Source organism: Bacillus sp. T17B1 (assembly GCF_026796395.1).
Lineage (GTDB): Bacteria > Bacillota > Bacilli > Bacillales > Bacillaceae > Bacillus > Bacillus spizizenii_A.
This window is the reverse complement of the sequence record NZ_JALAYA010000050.1, coordinates 1-19,971: the sequence shown is the minus strand read 5'-3', so window position 1 is coordinate 19,971 and position 19,971 is coordinate 1. Positions and strand designations below refer to the sequence as shown.

General features: G+C 39.8%; 15 protein-coding genes and 8 pseudogenes. 15 read left to right on the top strand and 8 right to left on the bottom strand.

Features of this window, described 5'->3' with window-relative positions; translation table 11 throughout:
• Positions 1-12: 12 nt before the first annotated feature.
• The 3 genes from desE to MOF34_RS19360 all read right to left on the bottom strand — a co-directional run bounded on the left by desE (position 13) and on the right by MOF34_RS19360 (position 2,773).
• Entirely contained in the window at positions 13-1,071 is a 1,059-nt protein-coding gene (desE, locus tag MOF34_RS19370) for a fatty acid desaturase DesE (RefSeq protein WP_019714628.1), read from the bottom strand.
• Positions 1,072-1,234: 163 nt separating this feature from the next.
• On the bottom strand, positions 1,235-2,212 hold the full coding sequence (locus tag MOF34_RS19365; protein WP_268401393.1) for a S66 family peptidase: 978 nt from the start codon (positions 2,210-2,212) through the stop codon (positions 1,235-1,237).
• Positions 2,213-2,275: 63 nt separating this feature from the next.
• Entirely contained in the window at positions 2,276-2,773 is a 498-nt protein-coding gene (locus tag MOF34_RS19360) for a hypothetical protein (RefSeq protein ID WP_268401392.1), read from the bottom strand.
• A gap of 169 nt (positions 2,774-2,942) precedes the next feature.
• On the opposite strand from MOF34_RS19360, the pseudogene MOF34_RS19355 reads away from it, so the two are divergent.
• A pseudogene (locus MOF34_RS19355) lies at positions 2,943-3,694 on the top strand (VLRF1 family aeRF1-type release factor).
• 138 nt (positions 3,695-3,832) lie between these two features.
• Positions 3,833-4,369 carry a DUF420 domain-containing protein gene (locus tag MOF34_RS19350; protein WP_019714625.1) on the top strand — a complete coding sequence of 179 codons (537 nt, stop codon included), beginning with the start codon at positions 3,833-3,835 and terminating at the stop codon, positions 4,367-4,369.
• Positions 4,370-4,458: 89 nt separating this feature from the next.
• Here MOF34_RS19350 and MOF34_RS19345 read toward each other — a convergent pair whose 3' ends face one another.
• On the bottom strand, positions 4,459-5,136 hold the full coding sequence (locus tag MOF34_RS19345) for a lysozyme family protein (protein ID WP_268401391.1): 678 nt from the start codon (positions 5,134-5,136) through the stop codon (positions 4,459-4,461).
• Positions 5,137-5,328: 192 nt separating this feature from the next.
• On the opposite strand from MOF34_RS19345, the gene czrA reads away from it, so the two are divergent.
• Positions 5,329-5,652, top strand: a complete 324-nt coding sequence (gene czrA, locus MOF34_RS19340; protein ID WP_014114065.1) for a Zn(II)-responsive metalloregulatory transcriptional repressor CzrA — start codon at positions 5,329-5,331, stop codon at positions 5,650-5,652.
• Positions 5,653-5,677: 25 nt separating this feature from the next.
• Here czrA and csk22 read toward each other — a convergent pair whose 3' ends face one another.
• Positions 5,678-6,223, bottom strand: a complete 546-nt coding sequence (csk22, locus tag MOF34_RS19335; RefSeq protein ID WP_268401390.1) for a mother cell-specific sporulation protein Csk22 — start codon at positions 6,221-6,223, stop codon at positions 5,678-5,680.
• A gap of 188 nt (positions 6,224-6,411) precedes the next feature.
• Here csk22 and MOF34_RS19330 point away from each other — a divergent pair.
• The 7 genes and pseudogenes from MOF34_RS19330 to csaA form a co-directional block, all read left to right on the top strand.
• Positions 6,412-7,344: pseudogene (locus MOF34_RS19330) on the top strand (helix-turn-helix transcriptional regulator); the annotation flags it as partial.
• Between the two features lie 58 nt (positions 7,345-7,402).
• The gene (locus tag MOF34_RS19325) at positions 7,403-7,885 is read left to right on the top strand and encodes a GyrI-like domain-containing protein (protein WP_019714622.1); all 483 of its coding nucleotides are present in this window, start codon (positions 7,403-7,405) and stop codon (positions 7,883-7,885) included.
• A 73-nt stretch (positions 7,886-7,958) separates the two neighbouring features.
• Positions 7,959-8,662 (top strand): annotated as a pseudogene (locus MOF34_RS19320) (MBL fold metallo-hydrolase).
• A 2-nt stretch (positions 8,663-8,664) separates the two neighbouring features.
• Positions 8,665-9,240, top strand: a complete 576-nt coding sequence (locus MOF34_RS19315; protein WP_268401389.1) for a TetR/AcrR family transcriptional regulator — start codon at positions 8,665-8,667, stop codon at positions 9,238-9,240.
• A 59-nt stretch (positions 9,241-9,299) separates the two neighbouring features.
• Positions 9,300-9,515, top strand: a pseudogene (locus tag MOF34_RS19310) (GNAT family N-acetyltransferase); the annotation flags it as partial.
• 21 nt (positions 9,516-9,536) lie between these two features.
• On the top strand, positions 9,537-10,253 hold the full coding sequence (locus MOF34_RS19305; protein ID WP_268401388.1) for an AraC family transcriptional regulator: 717 nt from the start codon (positions 9,537-9,539) through the stop codon (positions 10,251-10,253).
• A gap of 67 nt (positions 10,254-10,320) precedes the next feature.
• The gene (gene csaA, locus MOF34_RS19300) at positions 10,321-10,653 is read left to right on the top strand and encodes a chaperone CsaA (RefSeq protein ID WP_019714619.1); all 333 of its coding nucleotides are present in this window, start codon (positions 10,321-10,323) and stop codon (positions 10,651-10,653) included.
• A gap of 367 nt (positions 10,654-11,020) precedes the next feature.
• Here csaA and MOF34_RS19295 read toward each other — a convergent pair whose 3' ends face one another.
• Positions 11,021-13,441 (bottom strand): peptidase G2 autoproteolytic cleavage domain-containing protein, encoded by a 2,421-nt coding sequence (locus MOF34_RS19295; RefSeq protein WP_268401387.1) that lies wholly within the window; start codon positions 13,439-13,441, stop codon positions 11,021-11,023.
• A 722-nt stretch (positions 13,442-14,163) separates the two neighbouring features.
• Positions 14,164-15,600: a flavin monoamine oxidase family protein gene (locus MOF34_RS19290; RefSeq protein ID WP_138921984.1), complete on the bottom strand. Its 1,437-nt coding sequence runs from the start codon at positions 15,598-15,600 to the stop codon at positions 14,164-14,166.
• Positions 15,601-15,780: 180 nt separating this feature from the next.
• Here MOF34_RS19290 and MOF34_RS19285 point away from each other — a divergent pair.
• The 5 genes and pseudogenes from MOF34_RS19285 to MOF34_RS20915 form a co-directional block, all read left to right on the top strand.
• Positions 15,781-16,256, top strand: a pseudogene (locus MOF34_RS19285) (SMI1/KNR4 family protein).
• Between the two features lie 99 nt (positions 16,257-16,355).
• A pseudogene (locus MOF34_RS19280) lies at positions 16,356-18,136 on the top strand (T7SS effector LXG polymorphic toxin).
• Between the two features lie 9 nt (positions 18,137-18,145).
• A complete protein-coding gene (gene yobK, locus MOF34_RS19275) occupies positions 18,146-18,604 on the top strand; it encodes a type VII secretion system immunity protein YobK (protein ID WP_268277482.1) in 459 nt (152 codons plus the stop codon).
• Positions 18,605-18,658: 54 nt separating this feature from the next.
• Positions 18,659-19,171 (top strand): annotated as a pseudogene (locus MOF34_RS19270) (SMI1/KNR4 family protein); the annotation flags it as partial.
• A 6-nt stretch (positions 19,172-19,177) separates the two neighbouring features.
• Positions 19,178-19,327 (top strand): annotated as a pseudogene (locus MOF34_RS20915) (SMI1/KNR4 family protein); the annotation flags it as partial.
• Between the two features lie 303 nt (positions 19,328-19,630).
• On the opposite strand, the gene MOF34_RS19265 reads toward MOF34_RS20915, so the two are convergent.
• Complete coding sequence (locus tag MOF34_RS19265) at positions 19,631-19,714, bottom strand: putative holin-like toxin (RefSeq protein ID WP_082786706.1); 84 nt, start codon at positions 19,712-19,714, stop codon at positions 19,631-19,633.
• Between the last annotated feature and the right edge of the window lie 257 nt (positions 19,715-19,971).

Sequence of the window (19,971 nt, the reverse complement as noted above, 5' to 3'; positions counted from 1 at the left end):
CCTCCTTTATCATCAGGCGTACTTCCGCAGTTTCTGTTTTTCTGTTGAATCAGGCGGAAGGCTTGAAGGGTTATGTTTGATATCCCGAAATGACACAAATTGTTTTTTATCTTCATCCCAAAGGCGGAATGCAAGTGATTGCAGGCTTGTTTTTAAGGTAATTGTCGGTACGTTTTTTAAAGGCTCATGATGTTCATGGGCATCTTCAAGCTTATAGTTAGGCACCTTTGGACTCAAATGATGAACGTGGTGGTAACCGATATTGCCTGTCAGCCACTGAAGCAGTTTCGGCAGTTTATAAAATGAACTGCCTTCCACAGCAGCCTGAACGTAGCTCCAGTTCTCATCTGCTTCAAAATAAGAATCTTCAAATGTATGCTGCACATAAAACAGCCATACACCGATTGAACCTGAGATCAGAAAAATAGGGCCTTGCACAAGTAAAAACGATTGCCAGCCAAAGATCAGACAGCAAGCAGCAGCCAATGCCACAATTGCCAGATTCGTAAGGTATGTGTTTACACGCTCCTTACGTCTTGCTCCTTTTTTGTTGAAACGGTTCGTGATGAGAAAAACATAAATCGGTCCGAGAATAAACATGATAAACGGATTTCTATAAAGTCTGTATGCAAGCTTTGTACGTGTAGATGCAGCTTTATATTCGTTTACCGTTAATAGCCATATGTCTCCTGTTCCGCGTTTATCCAGATTACTGCTTGTCGCATGATGAATCGAATGGCTGTGCTGCCATTGAAGATACGGGAATAAAGTCAGAACACCTGTCAGGAAACCGAGAATGTGGTTATAGCGTTTTTTTCTGAAAAATGATTGATGGCAGCAGTCATGGAAGATGATAAAAATTCTTGTCAAAAATCCTGCGGCGATCACTGTTAAAGCTAACGTAAGGAGGTAGGAGACATTGAGGCTGAAATAAGCCAGAAACCAAAGTCCGAAGAAAGGTATAAACGTGTTCAAAAGCTGAATCAGGCTGTTTTTTGTTTCGGGCTGAGCAAAAGCGGCGACTTGCTTTGTCAGCTGTTTTTGTTTATGTGCAAGGGTTTGTTCAGTCATAGTAAGTATCCTCTCATTTTGTGTCTCTGTTCAGTATACGTCAATGAGAGAAGTCGTTTGTAGTAGCACACATCATGCATCATATATGACATTTGTCATGTCTCCTCGTGTAGTTGCATAAATGGTTGCGCTAAAAAAGCTTGTAAAAAAATTTACAAGCTGATTAATGTTTGTCAATCCATATTTGTGATGTTCCCGAAACAGCTTCAATCCTGCATGTTCCGCCTATAGGGAACGTGGCAAACGGAGAGGTGTGTCCGGCATTTACATTTGCGATAATGGGAAGAGCGGATAAATCTTTTTTCGTTTCAATCATGGCTTTTACTTGTTCTATTGATACATTTGAAGCTTTTTGAAATCTGCCAATCATAATCGCTTTCACATGGGAAAAAGAGGGGAGGTGGATGAGTGATTGCAGATCGCGGTCAAACATGTGGATGTCTGACATGTAATCATCTTCAATCAATAAAATGGCATTTTCTGTTTCAGGAAAATACTCCGTTCCCTGCAGCAAATTAAGTGTGCAAAGGTTTCCTCCAATCAAAGTGCCTTCCGCATAACCCTCTTGGATCACAACGGGGCCGTTATTAGGGTAAAAGTGCCTGTTTTCTTGATCCAAAAACCAACGGTCATCGCTCCACTCGCTAGAAGGGTGAATTTCAAACGGATCATCCGAAGCGCAGCAAGAAAGAAAATACTCTGTTGTATAATCGAGTCCTTTTTTCATTGCAAATGTTGAAAAGTGGGGGCCTGAATACGTAACAAGGCCTGTTTTTTGATAAATGGCGTTGCTAAGAGCGGTTATATCGGAATAACCGCATAGAATTTTTGGATGCTGTTTGATTTTCTCGTAATCAAGATAACGCAGCAGCTGATTTGAATTGAAACCGCCGAGTGTCGTTAAAATCGCTTTGACTCCGGGGTCGAAAAAAGCAGCGTGCAGGTCACGGACTCTTGACTCGATAGAGGATGAATTAAATTCGTTTAATTCATTTGCATGTTCAGCGATGGTTACCCGATAACCTAAGCGTTCTAACGCTGTTTTTGCTAGCATTTTTGTTTCATTTGATAATACGGACATGCTGGTCGCGGGAGACACGATCCGAATTTCGTCACCTTTTTTCAGTTTTGAGGCGAACATAGAACCCTCCATCAATGGTTTTACACCATTACAGCACATCTTAGCTCATTCTTCCAGGTTTTTTTACAAATCAACCCACTTAATGCAGCCTGATTGTGTATCAGGATCGACGGTTACTTTGAATTGATGTTTTTCATAAAAATGAATCAACCGGTCTACATGATTCCAGTCCCGTTTGGCAATGTCGCCGGTGACTTTCGGTATATTGTGGTCTCTGGCGATATCCTTTAAATATTTCATGCAAATGGAACCAAACCCGTGATTCGGAGGACCTTTTATGTCGCCGATATGAATGGCATCGTCCTTGTAAGACGCCACAAGTGAAAAACAGCCTTTTCCTCTATAAGCCGTTTTACAATCGGTAAGCATAATTTTGCATGTTTGGCCATCATCAATCGAGGAAACGATCATCCACTCTTCATGTTTCGATTGATCAATACCAAGCACTTTGGCATCTTTGGATAGATTCTTCATGTTCTCCTGCATGCGGTAAATTTGAAATTCTAGATCATGTAGTTCTTCCTCAAGTTCTTGACGATTTTTTTCTTTAACAGTAAACAAAATCAATCTCCTTTCAAAAATAAGCTTAGAAACACAGTTACCAATTGTATTAGATGAGAGGGGCATTGTAAATAACAAATCCATTATTACTAGAAATTGCGAAAAGGAAGGTTTGATCGTTTTTAAGAGAGGAAAAAGAAAACTAACCTGTGAAAAAGGAGGAATCGGAATGGCAATTGATTCATTGATTAATAAATTACAGTATGTTCAATTGGAACCGCCGGATAACATTCTTTCTCTATATCTTAATACAGACATGAGAGATTCACAGGTAGAGTATGGAAAATTGCCGTAAAATTTGGATTCAACCGATTAAAGGAGTATTTGGCAGCAAGTGATCGAGAGGAAGAGAAGTGTCTAGATGGAATCAGAACGAAAATGGATCAATATCTTAAGGAAATGGGAAAAGACATGCCTCGCAGTCTCGTATTTTTTGACCAATTAAGCTTCAAATCCCTGTAGAAACAAGATTTTACTGGGAAGAAACATCCGTTCTGGATCAGTTAAAGGATTTGCGCCAAATGTACCCAAGCACGGCGTTTATTTTAACTCAGCAGCATGAAGTAAAAATTATTGAAACCGTTTTAGGCAAGATTGAGGCGGTTGAGCATTATGAGTACGATATCATCAATGAGTCTTGGGAGAATTGCCATTCCTCTGCAAAAAAAGCGATATCATTTGAAAGAACCGGATGAGGGAATATGTAACAGAGAACCAAACAAGACTGTATAAGCCGCTGGCTGCCAATCTTGATCAAAAAGCGGCAGCGAAAAGATGGGAACGAATGGTCATCGCTGGTGATAAAGAAACGGCGGATATCTTGGATCAGCACATGAATAAATTTATTCATTTGAAAATTCAAAAGAATCCGCTAAATGAAAATGATATAAGGCCGTTGAGCATTTGGTCAAAGAGGCGTAAACCTAACTGGGGCCGGGGCTAAAAGCCGCCGGAAAATGAAGTGTGTCTAATTTCTGACGAAGCAATCGAAAACGTTGACATCTCCTTTGAATTTGCATACGATTTGGATAGCCAGTACAAATTAGGAGAGGTCACCAAATGAATCAAACAGAAAATAAACCGAAAAATTATACGGGAATTGTCCTTACGCTGACAGTTTTAATTAACGGTTTAATCGCAGTGCTGTTTTTTATGCCTAAATTAGATCAGTTCAGCCATGCGAATATTCACATTTTGCCAATGCTGAATGCGATATTCAACAGCTTTACGTTTATCTTCTTATTGGCCGCGCTGATTATGATTAAACAGAAAAATATCAAAGCGCATAAACGCTTTATTTTAGCCGCATTCACAACAACATTACTATTTTTGATTTGCTATGTTGTTTACCACTCGATTGCGGAGAATACGCTGTATGGCGGAGAAGGGATTATGCGCCCGATCTACTTCTTTATTTTAATTACGCATATCTGCCTTTCTGCGATCATTGTGCCGCTTGCGCTGTTTACCCTGATCAGGGGCTTCAGCATGCAGGTGGAGCGCCATAAAAAAATAGCCAGATGGACAATGCCTCTGTGGCTGTATGTAAGCCTTACAGGTGTTATTGTATATCTGATGATATCTCCTTATTATTAAAGGCCATACTCTGTATGGCTTTTTTAAACGTTTTTAAACATGACAAAAGCCCAAATCTGTTTTGGGCTTTTGTCAGTAGTTATAGACTCCTATTTATGAGTCTTTGATTCCATGGTTTCAAGTGTTGCAACCTGTAAAGATTCTTCAACAGTTTTTGTTTTTTCTTTTACTTTTTCTGCATACGTGTAATCACCGTAACAATACGGATAGCGGAAATTGTTCACATTTCCCCCGCAAGTATACAGATCGGGATTTTTTTTGACTTGCTGCTCGGAGTATTGTTTTGCCAATTCCTCGGTATGCGTTCCTCCATGTTCAGCTACAAAATCAATGTAACCTGCCCCCATGTTGTAGCTTTGAATAATAGTATCCAAATCCACACCTTTTTCCTTACCGGTCTTGTACATGAGGGTAAATTGCTTGATGCCTTGTTTAACACTGAGTTGAGGGTCTGTTATCTCATTGCGTTTTAACCCCAGAGATTCAGAGGACTGCATGGGATCATTGCCTTTTCCTTTAGACTCCTGATACATCATGCCAAGTATCAGTGATGTATAATTAGAGAGCCCTTGGTTTTCAAGCTCGTCTTCCACCAGCGGTTTGTAATCGGTTAAACGTTCCAAAACAATCGTTTTCGTATCGATTGGAAGTTTTTTGATCAAATCCCGGTTGGAAAAAAGCAAGACCAGTAATAAAGAGGCGATGACAAAGACAAAAATCATCATAAAACCCGCAGCAGCGAAACAGCCTTTTCTCTTTTTCTTCACTGTGTTTCACCCTCAATATTTGGAGCAGTATGACCTTTTTATTATGACATAGAACGATATATCAGACCAAGTAAAAACCTGATTTGAAACATAAATTTAAATTATGAGATTGAATTGGAACACAAGCAGGCTGGTTTGCACTCAAGCGTATTTGTTATAAGATAAAACTATGAATAAAGAAAGGTGATACAGATGACTGAATTTAGAGAAACGGACCGGACGGCTGCTGATCTGGATGAGGAAACCTTGTTTCTAGTCGCGCAAACATTCAAAGCGCTTTCTGATCCTACCAGAATCAGAATTCTCCATTTATTATCCCAGGGTGAACATGCAGTAAACGGAATTGCAGAAAAGCTGAATTTATTGCAATCCACAGTTTCCCACCAGCTTAGATTCTTAAAAAATCTCCGGCTTGTCAAATCGCGCAGAGAAGGAACATCCATTTATTATTCACCGGAGGATGAACACGTTTTAGATGTTCTTCAGCAAATGATCCACCATACACAACATGATTAAAGAAGACATCCTTGCTTAATCCCAGTTAGCGGGCAAGGATGTCTTTTTCTTTACTGTGTCCGTTCTGATCGAGTTCGTTTCTGCTGAGCTTGATGACAAAAGAAGAAAAACCGATATAATAAACAGCTATCAGAAAAAAGACGCCAATTGTCAGAGGATCCGTTCCAATTGACTGACTGTAAGATCCAAGGCTGTTTAGATCTGGCGAGGTAAGATAAAGCTCTGTCACACGATACAGAAATCTTGATAGAAACAAGGTTAAGAGAATCACTTCTACCCAAATATGAGTCCGAAAATAAATTTTTCCTCTGCGTTTTTCAAAGGAGATGTTTTTCTTTGCGAAAACGACAAGGAGCCAACCGCCAAGAATGCCGAAAATGAGATATCCATATAAAAAAGGGTGAATGACGCTGAAGATTGAAAGACCACAAGCAAACAGCGAGAAAAGAATCATACGTGTGAACAGCCAGCGAGGCTTCAGCGGCTGATATCCGATGGACCTTTTAATTTTTTTATACAAAAAAAAGATGATAATCATGGCAGGATAAACGCTTTGAAGTGTAAAATGCATGATGTGAAATCCCCTCCGGTGAAAAGTGTATGCTTATCCGGATCGAAATAGTAGCTAAAATCAATACTGGCACAAAAAAGAAGGGGAAACCCCTATTTTCATAACATATGCAAGATGTATTTGGACCGCATAATAGATATACCTAAGGTTTATAAAAATGTTAAATAAAAGAAGAAAAGGTGCAGAGAATGAAACTGGAACGTTTGTTAGCGATGGTTGTGTTATTAATCAGCAAAAAACAAGTGCAGGCAGCTGAGCTTGCTGAGCTGTTTGAAGTGTCCGTCAGAACAATTTACCGTGATATTGAGACGATTAATAGAGCTGGTATTCCAATTGTGACCTCACAGGGCTCCGGGGGCGGAATTGCGATTATGGAGACGTATCGGCTTGAGAGAGAGTGGTTGAAAGAGGATGAGCTGTTTGCGATCGTTTCCGCTTTGCAGAGTGTCTCATCTATGTATGAACCTGTTTCTCACAGCACAGCATATCAAAAAATCAAGCACCTCATACCGGAGCAGTCTGCTGAAGCATTTAAGCACCAAACTGAAAAATGGTTTATTGATATGACGGCTTGGGGCCAGACTGAGGATCAAAAGGCGCTTCGTGAGAAAATTAGTGCCGCCATCGATCGATTGTCAACAATATCATTTACATATACTAATGCAAGCGGGGAAACACTTCAGCGTGAAACGGAACCTTACACATTGGTTTGCAAGGCGGGGCACTGGTATTTATATGCCTATTGTCTGGTTAGAAATGATTTTCGCTTCTTTAAACTTAACCGAATGAAAGATCTGACCATATTACATCAATCCTTTATCAGAAAAGAAGTCCAGCTGGAGACTTTGCCGTGGGATAAGCAATGGTACCAAAAGGACCGTTTAACCGAACTGGTCATTCTTGTTCAGCCGTCTGCACGTCAGCGCATATTTGAATGGTTCGGAAATGAAGTTTTTCATTACGATGAAGATGAAAACTGCCGGGCAGTGATTTCTCTTCCTGAAGATCGATGGCTGATCGGTTTTTTGCTGCAGTTCGGAAAGGATATTGAGGTTCTGCAACCTCTTCATATCCGGGATAAAGTAAAAGATATCATTCGTCAAATGCAAAAAGATATGGAACCTGACACACTGCTGTCAGGTTTCTTTTTTTATAATCTAGATAAAAGGGAGGGATTGTATGAGTTTTTCACATATGACACACTTAGAGCAGAAATGGTTTGCCGGACTGTCACAGCGGACAAACAACGCATTGGAAATGACGGAAGAAAGGCGGATCCCGGCACTGTGGGACCAATTCTGGCAGCAGGAAATGAGCGTTCTTTTCTCACAGGCAAAAGATCAGAGCATTATTGCCTTATATTCCAATTACGAACAGGAGACGAAAGGGTTTTACACGTTTTCAGTCGGAACGTTTCAGGAGGACAGCAGGATTCTATCGGAACCATATGAAAACATTGAGCTGCCGGCTTCCGCTTATGCCGTTTTTACTTCCAAAATCGGCCCTATTGAAGAGATTGTGTATGAAACGTGGAAGGAAATTTGGACTTGGGATAAGCGTCATCTGCGTACATTTACAGGTGACTTTGAAATGTATGATCAAAGTGCAGCAGTACCTCAGAGGGCACAAGTTAACATATATGTTGCCATAAAACATTCATAAACTCATGAAAAGCTAATGGTGTTAGTTAATAATAAAACTAACACCATTAGTTTTTGTTAGAGGGGAAAAATAAATGAGAATTACCCAGTATCAAACAGTTTGGCAGCTGACTTACTTTCCAGCTTTGTTTCCGGTCAATTGCTATTTAGTAGAGGAAGAAAACGAAGTCACCCTTGTTGATGCCGCACTTCCAGGCAGCTATAAAGGAATTATTCAAGCTGTAAACCAGTTGGGAAAGCCGCTTCATCATATTTTACTGTCCCATGCACATGGAGATCATGTCGGATCACTGGATGCATTGACACAAGCATTTCCTCATGCAAAGGTGATGATCTCAGAACGGGATTCTTTCCTGCTGAAAGGTGATACATCCTTGCGTCATGATGAGCCGCAGACTCCGATAAAAGGAGGTATTCCGAAACACGTGCAAACAAAGCCACACCATCTGTTGACGGGCGGTGAAACAATTGGTTCGTTGCTTGCCATTTCTACACCGGGCCATACACCGGGTAGCATGTCATTTCTTGAAACAAGAAACGGCACTATCATTGCAGGAGATGCGTTTCAGTTGCACGGTGGAATCGCTGTATCAGGTCAGATAAAATGGGTGTTTCCTTTTCCGGTATTTGCCACATGGAATAAGGAGGAGGCCATCAAAAGTGCACAATTGCTCGCCGATAAGGCGCCTTCCTGTCTCGCTGTTGGACATGGGAATTTTCTGAGATCACCATCAGAGAGGATGAGAAGGCGATCCAAAAAGCAAAGAAAGGACGATGAGCATGTCACCGAGAATAGGATTGAGCCCAAAAATGATTGTAGACGCCGCAGCGGAGATTGCCGATCAGGAAGGCTTGAATGGTGTCACGCTTGCCGCACTGTCTAAAAAAATGAATGTACGCTCTCCATCGCTATATAATCATATCAACGGGCTGCAAGCGATCAGAACAGAGCTTGCTGTCAGCGGACTGACAAAGCTCTATGATCAAATGGCTGACGCCGTGACGGTACAAAAGGGAGATTCCGCTTTGCTTTCTTTAGCTCAGGCATATGTTGATTTTGCAGTTGAAAATCCCGGATATTATGAAGCGGCTTTGCTCAAGATTCAGGACAAGAGAGCGGAAATCGTGTCAGACCAAATTGTCCGGCTTGTCGCGAACCTGCTCATTGAAAACGGCTATGCAAGCGAAAAGACTGCCATTCATGCGACTAGGGGGCTTAGAAGCCTGCTGCATGGCTTTACGGCTTTAATGGCAAAAGAAACATTTGAACGTGAAGAGGATATTTTAGAAAGTCTATCATTTTCAATTCGGACATTTTTGGCCGGCTTATCAATAAACAACAAAAATATTATGTAAACTAATTAATAGATGTCTTATGTTTCTGAATATTGTATAATGTCAAGGTAGTATACTTAGGCTATGGCGGAATCAGTAGCATCGTGTTGCCAAGGAGCATAGATGGAAAGGGGCAGGAACTCAAGTGATCAGGATATTGACTGAATGGGCAATCAATTAACGGAGCGAAGCACATCTACTTGTAAGTGCTGAAGAAAACCTAGCGGCAGTTTCTTTATATGAAAAAAATAGGATTTACACCTATATCGGAACACCATTACCGGATTAAAAGATGACCATAGGAAGGAGCTTGCTTGATGGACTCGCTTCAAGAGATCATTTGCGAAAAACGGACATACACACGCCTTTATCATTCACATCAGCACGGGTACAGCCAATTTCTTTTTCCGCTTGAAGGAAGTATAGATCTTGAGACAGAGGGGCGCCAGGTGAAATTAAAGCCGGATCATTTTTTATATATTCCGCCGGAGTGCGAGCATCGTTTCCGTTCAATCGGCAGAAATGAATGTCTTGTACTGGATGTTCCGCTTCATGCAATGAAAATCGATGAATATCATGCAGGATCGGGAATTGAAGCTGCGCTTGATCCTTTCTGGTCTTCAATCAGGTACTTACTGACGGAGGAAGCAAAGGCCGGCACAGCGAACTCGCTGCATATGCTGGTTCAATACATAAAAGAAAAGCTGCAATCCCATACCTACGCCTCAATTGCTTATATCCACAGCCATTTATCTGAGCGGCTGACGATTAAGAAGCTGGCTGAAATCGAGCATTACCACCCAGCTTACTATTCAAACTGGTTCAAAAAGCAGACGGGGAAGTCTCCGCAGCACTATATTGCCAACCTTCGACTCGAGGAAGCGAAACGAATGCTGATAGAGAAAAGTGAAACCCTTACCGTCGTAAGCGAGGCACTGGGTTTTCAAAATCTGTCTTCATTTACAAGATGGTTCACGAAAAGTACAGGCATGTCGCCCCGGTTATATCGAAACACCTTATATTTGGATAAATAATGAGGGTTCTTTAGTTAAACGAACCTGTGATATCTCTTTTATAATAGGAGAAAAAGGAGTTATTGATATGGCAGTCATTGAGGATTTTGAGAAATTGGATATCAGAACAGGTACTATAGTAAAAGCAGAAGAATTTGCTGAAGCAAGGGTCCCGGCGATGAAGCTTGTGATTGATTTTGGAGCAGAAATTGGCATGAAACAATCGAGCGCGCAAATCACGAAGCGTTACCAGCCCGAAGATCTTATCAACAAGCAAATCATAGCAGTCGTCAACTTTCCGCCGCGCCGGATCGCGGGCTTTAAATCAGAAGTGCTGGTTCTCGGCGGCATTCCCGGCCAGGGCGATGTCGTCCTATTGCAGCCGGATCAGCCCGTCCCAAACGGCACAACAATCGGATAACATAAAAAAGACGTTTGCCTTAGGCAAACGTCTTTGCGTATTGAGGCGATGCACCACACGCCACATTCGTGTGCGCCGCAAAGGGCATGTACATCGGCTTACACAATTCAGCTCATCGCTATATGAATATAGCATGGCGGGTGAAGGAATGCAAGGATTACTTTGTAATTATGATATTGACCTTTTTAACAGTAGATTTAATGAGAAGTTGATTTTACCAGCCTAAGATTCAGAAAACGAACGGAATTTCAGGTCAAGAATATAAATATAGTTGAAAAAACTTGATAATAACATGCTAGGATTGAAAAACACCTTGATAAAGATTTAATCTTTTAGCCAAACGTATATTGAGTTGGTCCCAGAGCCGCTATTTGATGACGGTCAGAGCGATACCATATCCTTTTTCCGATGAGTAGGCAGAGGTTATTTTTATTACTTTCCAGCTGCCTTTTGTTGCTTTTGTTCCTATCCCATTATGTGCCGTAAGATAATCCCCTTGACCGACAGTTTCGTCAATACGCACATAATGCTGGCCTACCAATCCTACTACATGCCATTCGTCTCTTGCAGCCCGTGAATGATAATCTGTCTCCAGCGCAGTATCGTAGTCCGGATTTTGTTTGGGCACACGTATGAGTTCACCGGTTTCTTCATCAGTCATAACCTCGTAAATCAAACCGCCAAACTCATTTGTCAAATAGCGGCTCTGCCAGGTAAAACTGGATGTTCCTGAAATGAAAGCTGCAGTTTCTGAAATAACGCCAAGCATATAATCTCCCGCATGAGCAGGGGCTATCTTTTCACCTCTTAAAGTCACAATTGTACCTGTATGAATTAACTGTCCAGTTGAACTCTCATAATACTCTCCATATCCACCTAAAGAAGAACTAATAGCACCGGCAAATGTTCCGTTTCCCCCAATAGAGTCAAGAAGCCATTTTATTGATCGATGACCTCCTGCCACAGTATATGGTTCTTCCAGTATAATACTTTCAGAAGATAGTATTGTTCTTGAAACCTTATTTCCTTTAATATGTGCATTGTTTGAAGATGCAATTAATGCACGAGACCCTTCTGTGCTGGAGCCTCCTGAAGCACTGATGACAGCATTTCTTTCTCCTCGGGCTGTAATATCACCAGTACCTGCAATAACTGCGCTTGTTTGGTTAAAGGCAAAGCCAGAGGTGGTTGCAAGCTGTACGCCTCCTTTTAAATTGATTGGCATCTGTTGGTACGTTTGACCTTTGATGGAGGCTGCCACACTATAACCTTCTGACTGTACACCGAGAATTGTGGCCTGATTATTGGGCGACTGGATTCCAACGGTCCCATTTTCAGTAAGCATCGTACCATTTAGTATATTCACATTATAGAGACCGCCACCGATAGAAATTCCTTTTGGAGCAGAGTGATATATATCGAAGTTTGAAATCTTAACATAATCAGTTTTATTTGCTCCACCTGATAAATTAATATCAACGCCGGCTTTCTTAAACCCTCGGATTTTTACTCCATTAATAGTAATATTTTGACTGCGATATTGCAAAGCTATGACAGGATTTCCTTTATAGTCATAGTCTGGATCGCCAACCGCTGTGAACCCGTTTACATAAACGTTTTTATATGCCGAAATAACCAGTGCTCTTGGCGTCACAGCATCATAAAGCGAGTTGAAAACTGGCTCAATTGCTGAACAATCAGTGAGTGTGACATCGTATGCTGTTGTGCTTTCAGGATCTGTGATTTGATGGTGACCAATATGACGAAGATCAAATGCACGCACATCTCGATAGGAAACATGTCCTATAATATGGACATTTTGAGAGGCCGGCCACAGTTCATGAGCTTTTACTTCTACTCCACGAATGTTTCCGCTTGTAAAGTTATTCAATAGCCACACATGCCTGGAGCCGTCATCAATTTCTATTCCGTTGGAGTTTGCAACACCTTCTGCAAACTCAGTTCCTCGTGGATTTCCTGAATGGCAGTTTGAAATAAAGATGTATTCGCTGTAATGGGTGGTAATGCCGTCATCTCCTGAACCGTACGTTACACAGTTATCGATCCAAATAAATCTTGAACCGTCTTTTGTCCAATCGGTATCAGGCAAATGATCATACGTTGGCGATGTAATATCAATACCATGAAGACCTGCGTTAATAGCTTCCACATTTTTGATCCAACCATATTCAACTTTAGCAAAAGTTAAACAACTCGAGAACTGTCCCCCTGGATTTCTCACACCACCTTGTCTATTTGGATTCCAGTCTAACGACATTCCTTGGACGAAAATATTTCGATTCCCGTTTTGATAATCATCATTTGTAATCACCCATTCATGTGCTGGAGTGTCTTCATGCAATTTAATTACAGTAATCCCTATACCTTGTCCCTCAATCGTTGTCCAGGATGGAAGTTTGATCCCTTGAACAAGGTATTCTCCGGCGGGAACGTTCACTTTGACGCGACCATTCCCAATTGCTTTTCGAAAAGCTTCCGTATTATCTCTTCCATCTGGAACAGCGCCGAAGTCTGCCACATTTACTTCCCGGGTGATCTTAGATAAAAGCTTATAGTATTCCTTGTCAAGACGTTCTTTTAAAAGAGAGGTGATCTCTCCTTCAGCCGTCATCCTCGCGTCAGTAACTTCGATATTCTGATCTGTAACGGAATGCTTAATAAAGTTTTGCATTCTTGTCTTAATAGTTTCTAATTCGGATGAAAATTTGGGGTGAGACTGAGAATTGGCGTTTAGAGAAGGATCGGGACAATTTTTAAAATGAACCATTCTAGAGACACCTCTTTCTTTTAATATAAGCGCAAATTTCGGAAGGGGTATGCATCTCTTTTGCGCTTATATTTTCAATTCTTTATTTGTTACAAAATTCCTTTTGAATTTGTTCTGGTTTTCAAGAAATGTTAGTAAGAGAAAACTAGAGTTGTATATAAAGGCAGTAAGAATTTTTAATGTACGAGTGAAATACTAAGATGCGTCCGATGAATATACAATTGAAACAGAGAGTATGACATTACAGATTTCTATGCATATGTTTCATAGTGCAGATGAATATCACGATTTTTCTGGAAATTAAAAAAGCTCATTCCGTTGAAGAATTAGACAAGACACAATTGAACTGAAAGAGAAAAACGCACCGAAGTCTTGATTGCAGGGTGGCGATTTAAAAACAGGTAGCCCTTTTAACGAGCAAGATAGGAGGTCTTAACTAAATGAACATTTCCTATAGTAGTCTTACCTCTATAAAGTAGACAGGCTATAAAAAACTTATGGAACTAATGTGACAGAACTCTTCTGAGCGCCTATTCGGTTTGGCATAAGGAAGAGTATAAAGCGTCCTCTGTTTTTAGATGCGATAAATAACGAAGGTCTGCAATGCAACACTAAAAACGCACTTAATAACAAATGTAAACAATATGTTCTGCTGACTGTTTGAATCATCTCTTCTTTTATTCCGATAGGCTTTAACACAAGAGGTGAGCGGAATCTAAGATTTAAGATAATTGATTAACTTCAAAAGCAGTGCGTATTCCAGATTCAATCGCGCCTTGCATCCACGCATGAGTAAGTGAGACATGTTCTCCAGCGAAATGAACTCTTCCTTCAGGGACAGGGATATAAGGATACAGCTCTAATTCTTGTCCTGGTTCGAAAGCTGTAAAGGCCCCAGCCGAATAAGGATTCTGACTCCAGCTAAAAGAGGCGCCAGACACAAATTCTGACCATACAACATCGCCATATATTTCAGATAAATTCAATAAAGTATACTGAATACGCTCTCTTTCTGAAAGACTATCCCATATCAGCGCCTCGTCTGCCCATGTATAACTCGCCAGGACAACAGCATGTCCATTTGCTCCAATATCAGTGCTTGGATAATAAGAGAATCGAATCGGAAGATCAGTAATAGATTTGCCGCCGCGCTGCCCGGCTTTTTCCCAAAATCGGCTTTTAAACTCTATGCCGATTTTTGTTGCGCTCATATAGTTGACTTCGCGAATTGCCCTACGTTTATAGTAGGAAAAAGAATGGTATGGTTCGACTTTCACAAATCGCAATGATGAAAAAGGAATGGTTACAATAGCGAGATCAGCTGTGAATGTTACATGTTCTCCTGTTTGTTGATGCTGACAATGGATCGTAACGCTGTTTTCATTTTGAGAAATTTTCATCATTTTTTGGTGGTATAGAATATTTGTTTTTAATTGAGGAAGAAACGCATAAGGAAGCCGATCCATGCCACCTGTTATCTCATAGAAGTGAGATGGTGATAAAAAAAAGACGGATTCCCGTAACGCTTCAACAAGGGACATACCCATATACGCTTCCATATCCATAAGTATACCAATCATATCAATCGCGCCATATGAAAAGAAAGTGTTTAAGTAAGAGCTTAACGAATAATTCTTGTATTGTTTTTCAATAATCCGCCAATTTCTTGCAGGATCTTGATTAATAAAATGCAATATAGGCTGTAATACAGAAAGCATCAGCTCTTCAGCGGTTTTTCCTTGTTCGTTTGGTGCAACGGGGTATCTTAATAATCCAGGATTTCGTTCAAAAAGATGGAGACGTGTCTTGATTCCATTCGTGTAAATGATGTCCATTGGGGTTCTATTGATAAATACATTTGTTGGCAGACTGAATTTTTTTATATATTCTAAGGTTAACAAATGGGTATTCGGTATGCGCATCGGACCAACATTGAAATACAACCCATCACTAAAGGGAGATCTCAACGTGCAGACACGACCGCCTGCTCTGCCACTTGCTTCAAGAATCGTTACTCTATGACCGGCATTTTTTAGTAAAGATGCTGATACAAGCCCGGCCAATCCAGCACCCACAACAATAATATGCTTTGGATGATGTGATGCGTTAAGTCCGTTTCTAATGATCTTTATCATATCTTCATTCATTAGAGAATTCACTTTTGGGGGGCACCTCTTTTTTGAATTTATTGCATTATATTCAGTGAAAAGGGCAGCTATCCCGATCTATTCACTTCTATTGGAATTTGTATTGATTTTCGTGAAAAGAACAATATTGAGGTGAACTTTGTTACTGTAAGCGGTTTGAAAAGTCTCCTAGATGAAAAAGGAGCCATTAAATTGTTTTGTTCTGAAGGGTATATCATGGAGGTCCTTGTTACAATTTCACAGGACAAAGCAACTCCGAATGCGAATGGCATTCAAAGCTTTGAAGCTAAACATCAGCTTACCCTTCCAGATAATTATCAGAAGTTTATTACACTACATAACGGTGCATTGCTGATGGGGAGAATATAGGTGGAGGACTTTATTTATTTAGCCTTGAAGAGATTGAAGAGGAACTAAAATATGAGGATTTGTTTGAAGGTATCAATGGTATTCCAATTGGTCACTTATTAGAAGGGTGCCATTTGATGATCGACAAAGATAAATTGGATAAAGGAGATCTCAACTATCTCATTATTTTTCAAATGGGTGAGTATACACCATTAAATGTAAATTTTGAGATATTTCTAGATCGGTATATAGAATCCAATGGGGCAACTTTTTGGGAATGGCGCTACTATACCGCAGAAAATTATTATAGAACAAGGTAGCACGATGTATAAGGCGGTCATTTTCGGCTGTCTTTTTTTGTTATTCAAATAGATTATTGTGGTAAAATTTACATAGAGCAGGCTTGAAAGGAGAATGATATGAAGGTATATGAAGCTAATTCATTGCTCTCAGAAGCAGACAAAAGAACCAAAGAGTACAAGGAACTAAGGTCACAAATGGTGAAGCTAAAACAAGCGTTTAAAGGCGTAGCTGACCTGGATGACAGTGAGTTTTCCGGCAAGGGCGCTAACAATATCAAAGCATTTTATCATGATCATGTCGGCGTTACAGACCAATGGATTGATCTTATCGATATGAAAATTGCTTTCTTAAGCAGCGTTTCTGCAAAACTTGAAGAAGCAAAGTTGTCAGATGCTTACATAGAAGAATCTTTTCTAGAACATGAACTTTTAAATGCATATACAAAATCAAAATCCATTATGTCTGAACAGAAAAAAGCAATGAAAGACATATTAAACGACATCAATGATATTCTTCCCCTTGAAATATTCTCAACAGGAGACTTCAAAGACAAACTTTCTTCTGCAGATGACAAACGTGAAAAAACAATCGATAAGCTAAACAAGCTTGATGAGGATTTAAAAACTGAGTACGCTGAGACTGAGCCTAACGAACAATTCATTCAACAAGATTTTAAAAAGCTTCAGGAATCAAGCCAATCCACTACAACGCCAAAGCATATAGAGAAAGTGACATACATAAGAAAAAAGGTGATATTGAGAAGCATTCTGAATCTTACTTAAGCGTTAAGAAAGAAGAAGCAAAAGAACGTGAAATCAAGGAATTAAAGAAAAAACTTAATGACGGTGTGTCTGATCCTGATGAATACTTAGAGATTGCTAAGAAAGTAGGCTACGAGAATCTTGAGCCAGCTCAAGTTCAGCTTGCAATGCAAATTGAACAAGCGAAGCAGCTAGAGGGAGCAGGAGAAATCACCTGGGATATCGTAAAAGGTGTAGGAGTTGGTTTATTTGATGTTGGAAAAGACACTGTAACCGGCATTTGGGACTTCATCACCGATCCAGGAGAAACACTCTCAGCACTGGGGAATGCAGTTATTCATCCAGTGAAAACATATAATGCCATTTCAGCAGCAATAGAAGAGTCATATCAAAAAGATATGGTGAATGGAGATGCCTATTCTAGATCAAGATGGGTTACCTATGCTGTTGGTTCAGTGGCTGTAGCTGTTTTTGGAACCAAAGGTGCAGGAGCCATTAACAAAGCAGATGCAGCGGGCAAGGTAATAAATACAGCAAGTCAAGCAGGAAAGAAACTTAAAGATGTCAAGATTCCAGATTTGCTGCCTTACAACCCTAAGTATAAGCTTGCTTTAGCAGATAACGTGCCATACAATGTGGTTGATAGCCAAAACCTTAAGAATGAACTTTTGACTAATGCGAAGAAAATACCAGATGGAACAAGAAAACCGTTTACTGGCCAAAAGATAAGTCCCCCATGGCTAAATAAGGAAAAGTATGAAGCGTATGAAATAAAGGGGAAGGTAAAGGCGAAGGGGAAAGTTAAAGATGTAAGTCGAAGAGTGTATACTATGAAAGATATAGATATTAATCAAAAAACAGAATTCGGCGTTACAAATCTTCAGCTAATGAAAAACGGGAACGCCCCTTATGCAAAAGATGGCACACAGATTAATCTACATCACTTGATTCAAGAAGAACCTGGCCCAATGCTTGAAATCCCGAACAGTTTACATACAAAATATAGTGATGTCATTCATAAGCTTAAGTCTGATGGTGAAAGTTTTAGAAATGATAAGGTTTTAAAAGCGCAATACGAGAGCTTTAGAAAGAGATATTGGAAGTGGAGAGCGAAACAATTTGAGAATGGAAATTGAGGTGTTTAAATGATTTATTCGAAGGTTGAAAACTTTATTAATGAAAATAAACAAAATGCTATATTTACAGATGGCGCAAGTCATGAAAACATTGAACGCATTGAAGAAATCCTCCAATGCGTTCTTCCCAATAGCTATAAATGGTTTTTAGAAAAATACGGTGCTGGTGGTTTATTCGGTGTTTTAGTTTTAGGTTACAACTTTGATCATGCATCAGTAGTAAATAGAACTAAGGAATATAGAGAACACTACGGCCTTCCTGATGGACTTGTGGTTATTGAAGATGTTGATTACTTTGCTTACTGTCTAGATACGAATAAAATGAAGGACGGAGAATGCCCAGTAGTTGAATGGGATAGGGTAATTGGTTATCAAGATACTGTTGCAGAAAGCTTTATTGAATTTTTTTATAATAAGATTCAAGAAGCGAAAGATGACTGGGAAGAGGATGAAGACTGGGACGACTAAAACTGAAAAGAAGGTCTTTACTCATTTTTCCATACATATGAAGGGGTAAATAAAGTGAGCTTCTATTATATCAAACAAAAGTTGAAAGAGTTTTCAATTGATACAAAAACAGATCCCAGCATCAATAAAAATGAACAACTCAAAGAAATTGAAATGAACATAGGAAAACAATTACCTTCTGATTATAAGAACTTTTTGAAGGAATATGGCGGCTGTTATCTAGAAAGTAAAAATACAACAGATGAAATTGAGTATGACGTTTGCTATAAACCTTTAGAGAAAGATCCTTGGATGGGCAAGGACGATGATACACAATTGTTAGAAGGTTTTTATGGTTTAGCGAACGGTCATAACAGTTTTCAGAAAGCAATCGATACATATTCAGATCGCTTTCCTAGAAATATTATTCCTATCGCAAGCCCCGCAGGCGGGAATGAAATATGCATGGATATCGATAATGAAAAGATTTTGTTTTGGGATCATGAATTAAGTCATCCAAATAAAGATTTTTTCCTGATTGCCAATTCGTTTGAGGAGTTTATCTTAAGTTTAGTTGATGAACCAATTGTAACTTTTGGTGACTCAGAGACAGCTTGGTATTGTTTAGATGTAATTGAGAATGAATACTTAGAGCTTGATAAACCCTCTGGAACGCTGATGAACAAATTTAATGATTTTAACGCCATGCTAACTGATGCATTGAAAGTTAGTTTAGACAACTAAACAAAAGTATTGCAATTGTATGAGATCTTGCAGAGATAAGCATCTCCAATACAATAAAATAATGGTTTTAACCATAAAGCAATAGTATTGCAAATACCATTTCTATATGGTTATAATTAGGGTAATGATACAATTATATAATTATTTTTGCATTTTGATTTATGTAAATGCATAAAATAAAGAAGACCTGGGGTGCGCTAACACCCACAGGCCACTATTTGCACAAAAAGCTGACCGTCAAAGGGCTGCTCGGTGTTGTTCTAGGTAGACCTAACCCTTCAGGACTCCAGTCTCAAGAGAGGTCTATTTTTTATTTATATACGTCAACAGGGCGATTATAAACGATCCGAATGCAAGCATTAGCATTAATGCCTGAAATGTTGACATAGCATCACCCCCCTTTCATTAGGGGATGAGCAAGACTCCCTTGAGTGAGCAAACTTAATGTACAGGAAGTATTATATTTTACATAAATGCCCTTGTGTCGTTAAAAATTCTCAATAAATTGACAATACGAAAAGACTTGCCGTTTGATATTATCCCCTCTAAGTAGACAGTGTAAAAAGCCCACTTTTCAAAAGTGGCTGTTACATTATACTTGGAGGGGATTTTTTATGGCGAGAAAAGGGCAACACTTTCAGCAC

Excerpts from the sequence above, each read along its gene's own strand:
- desE (WP_019714628.1), bottom strand. The coding sequence starts at position 1,071 with ATGACTGAACAAACCCTTGCACATAAACAAAAACAGCTGACAAAGCAA.
- MOF34_RS19365 (WP_268401393.1), bottom strand. The coding sequence starts at position 2,212 with ATGTTCGCCTCAAAACTGAAAAAAGGTGACGAAATTCGGATCGTGTCT.
- MOF34_RS19350 (WP_019714625.1), top strand. The coding sequence starts at position 3,833 with ATGAATCAAACAGAAAATAAACCGAAAAATTATACGGGAATTGTCCTT.
- czrA (WP_014114065.1), top strand. The coding sequence starts at position 5,329 with ATGACTGAATTTAGAGAAACGGACCGGACGGCTGCTGATCTGGATGAG.
- csk22 (WP_268401390.1), bottom strand. The coding sequence starts at position 6,223 with ATGCATTTTACACTTCAAAGCGTTTATCCTGCCATGATTATCATCTTT.
- MOF34_RS19325 (WP_019714622.1), top strand. The coding sequence starts at position 7,403 with ATGAGTTTTTCACATATGACACACTTAGAGCAGAAATGGTTTGCCGGA.
- MOF34_RS19315 (WP_268401389.1), top strand. The coding sequence starts at position 8,665 with ATGTCACCGAGAATAGGATTGAGCCCAAAAATGATTGTAGACGCCGCA.
- MOF34_RS19305 (WP_268401388.1), top strand. The coding sequence starts at position 9,537 with ATGGACTCGCTTCAAGAGATCATTTGCGAAAAACGGACATACACACGC.
- csaA (WP_019714619.1), top strand. The coding sequence starts at position 10,321 with ATGGCAGTCATTGAGGATTTTGAGAAATTGGATATCAGAACAGGTACT.
- MOF34_RS19295 (WP_268401387.1), bottom strand. The coding sequence starts at position 13,441 with ATGGTTCATTTTAAAAATTGTCCCGATCCTTCTCTAAACGCCAATTCT.
- yobK (WP_268277482.1), top strand. The coding sequence starts at position 18,146 with ATGATTTATTCGAAGGTTGAAAACTTTATTAATGAAAATAAACAAAAT.
- MOF34_RS19265 (WP_082786706.1), bottom strand. The coding sequence starts at position 19,714 with ATGTCAACATTTCAGGCATTAATGCTAATGCTTGCATTCGGATCGTTT.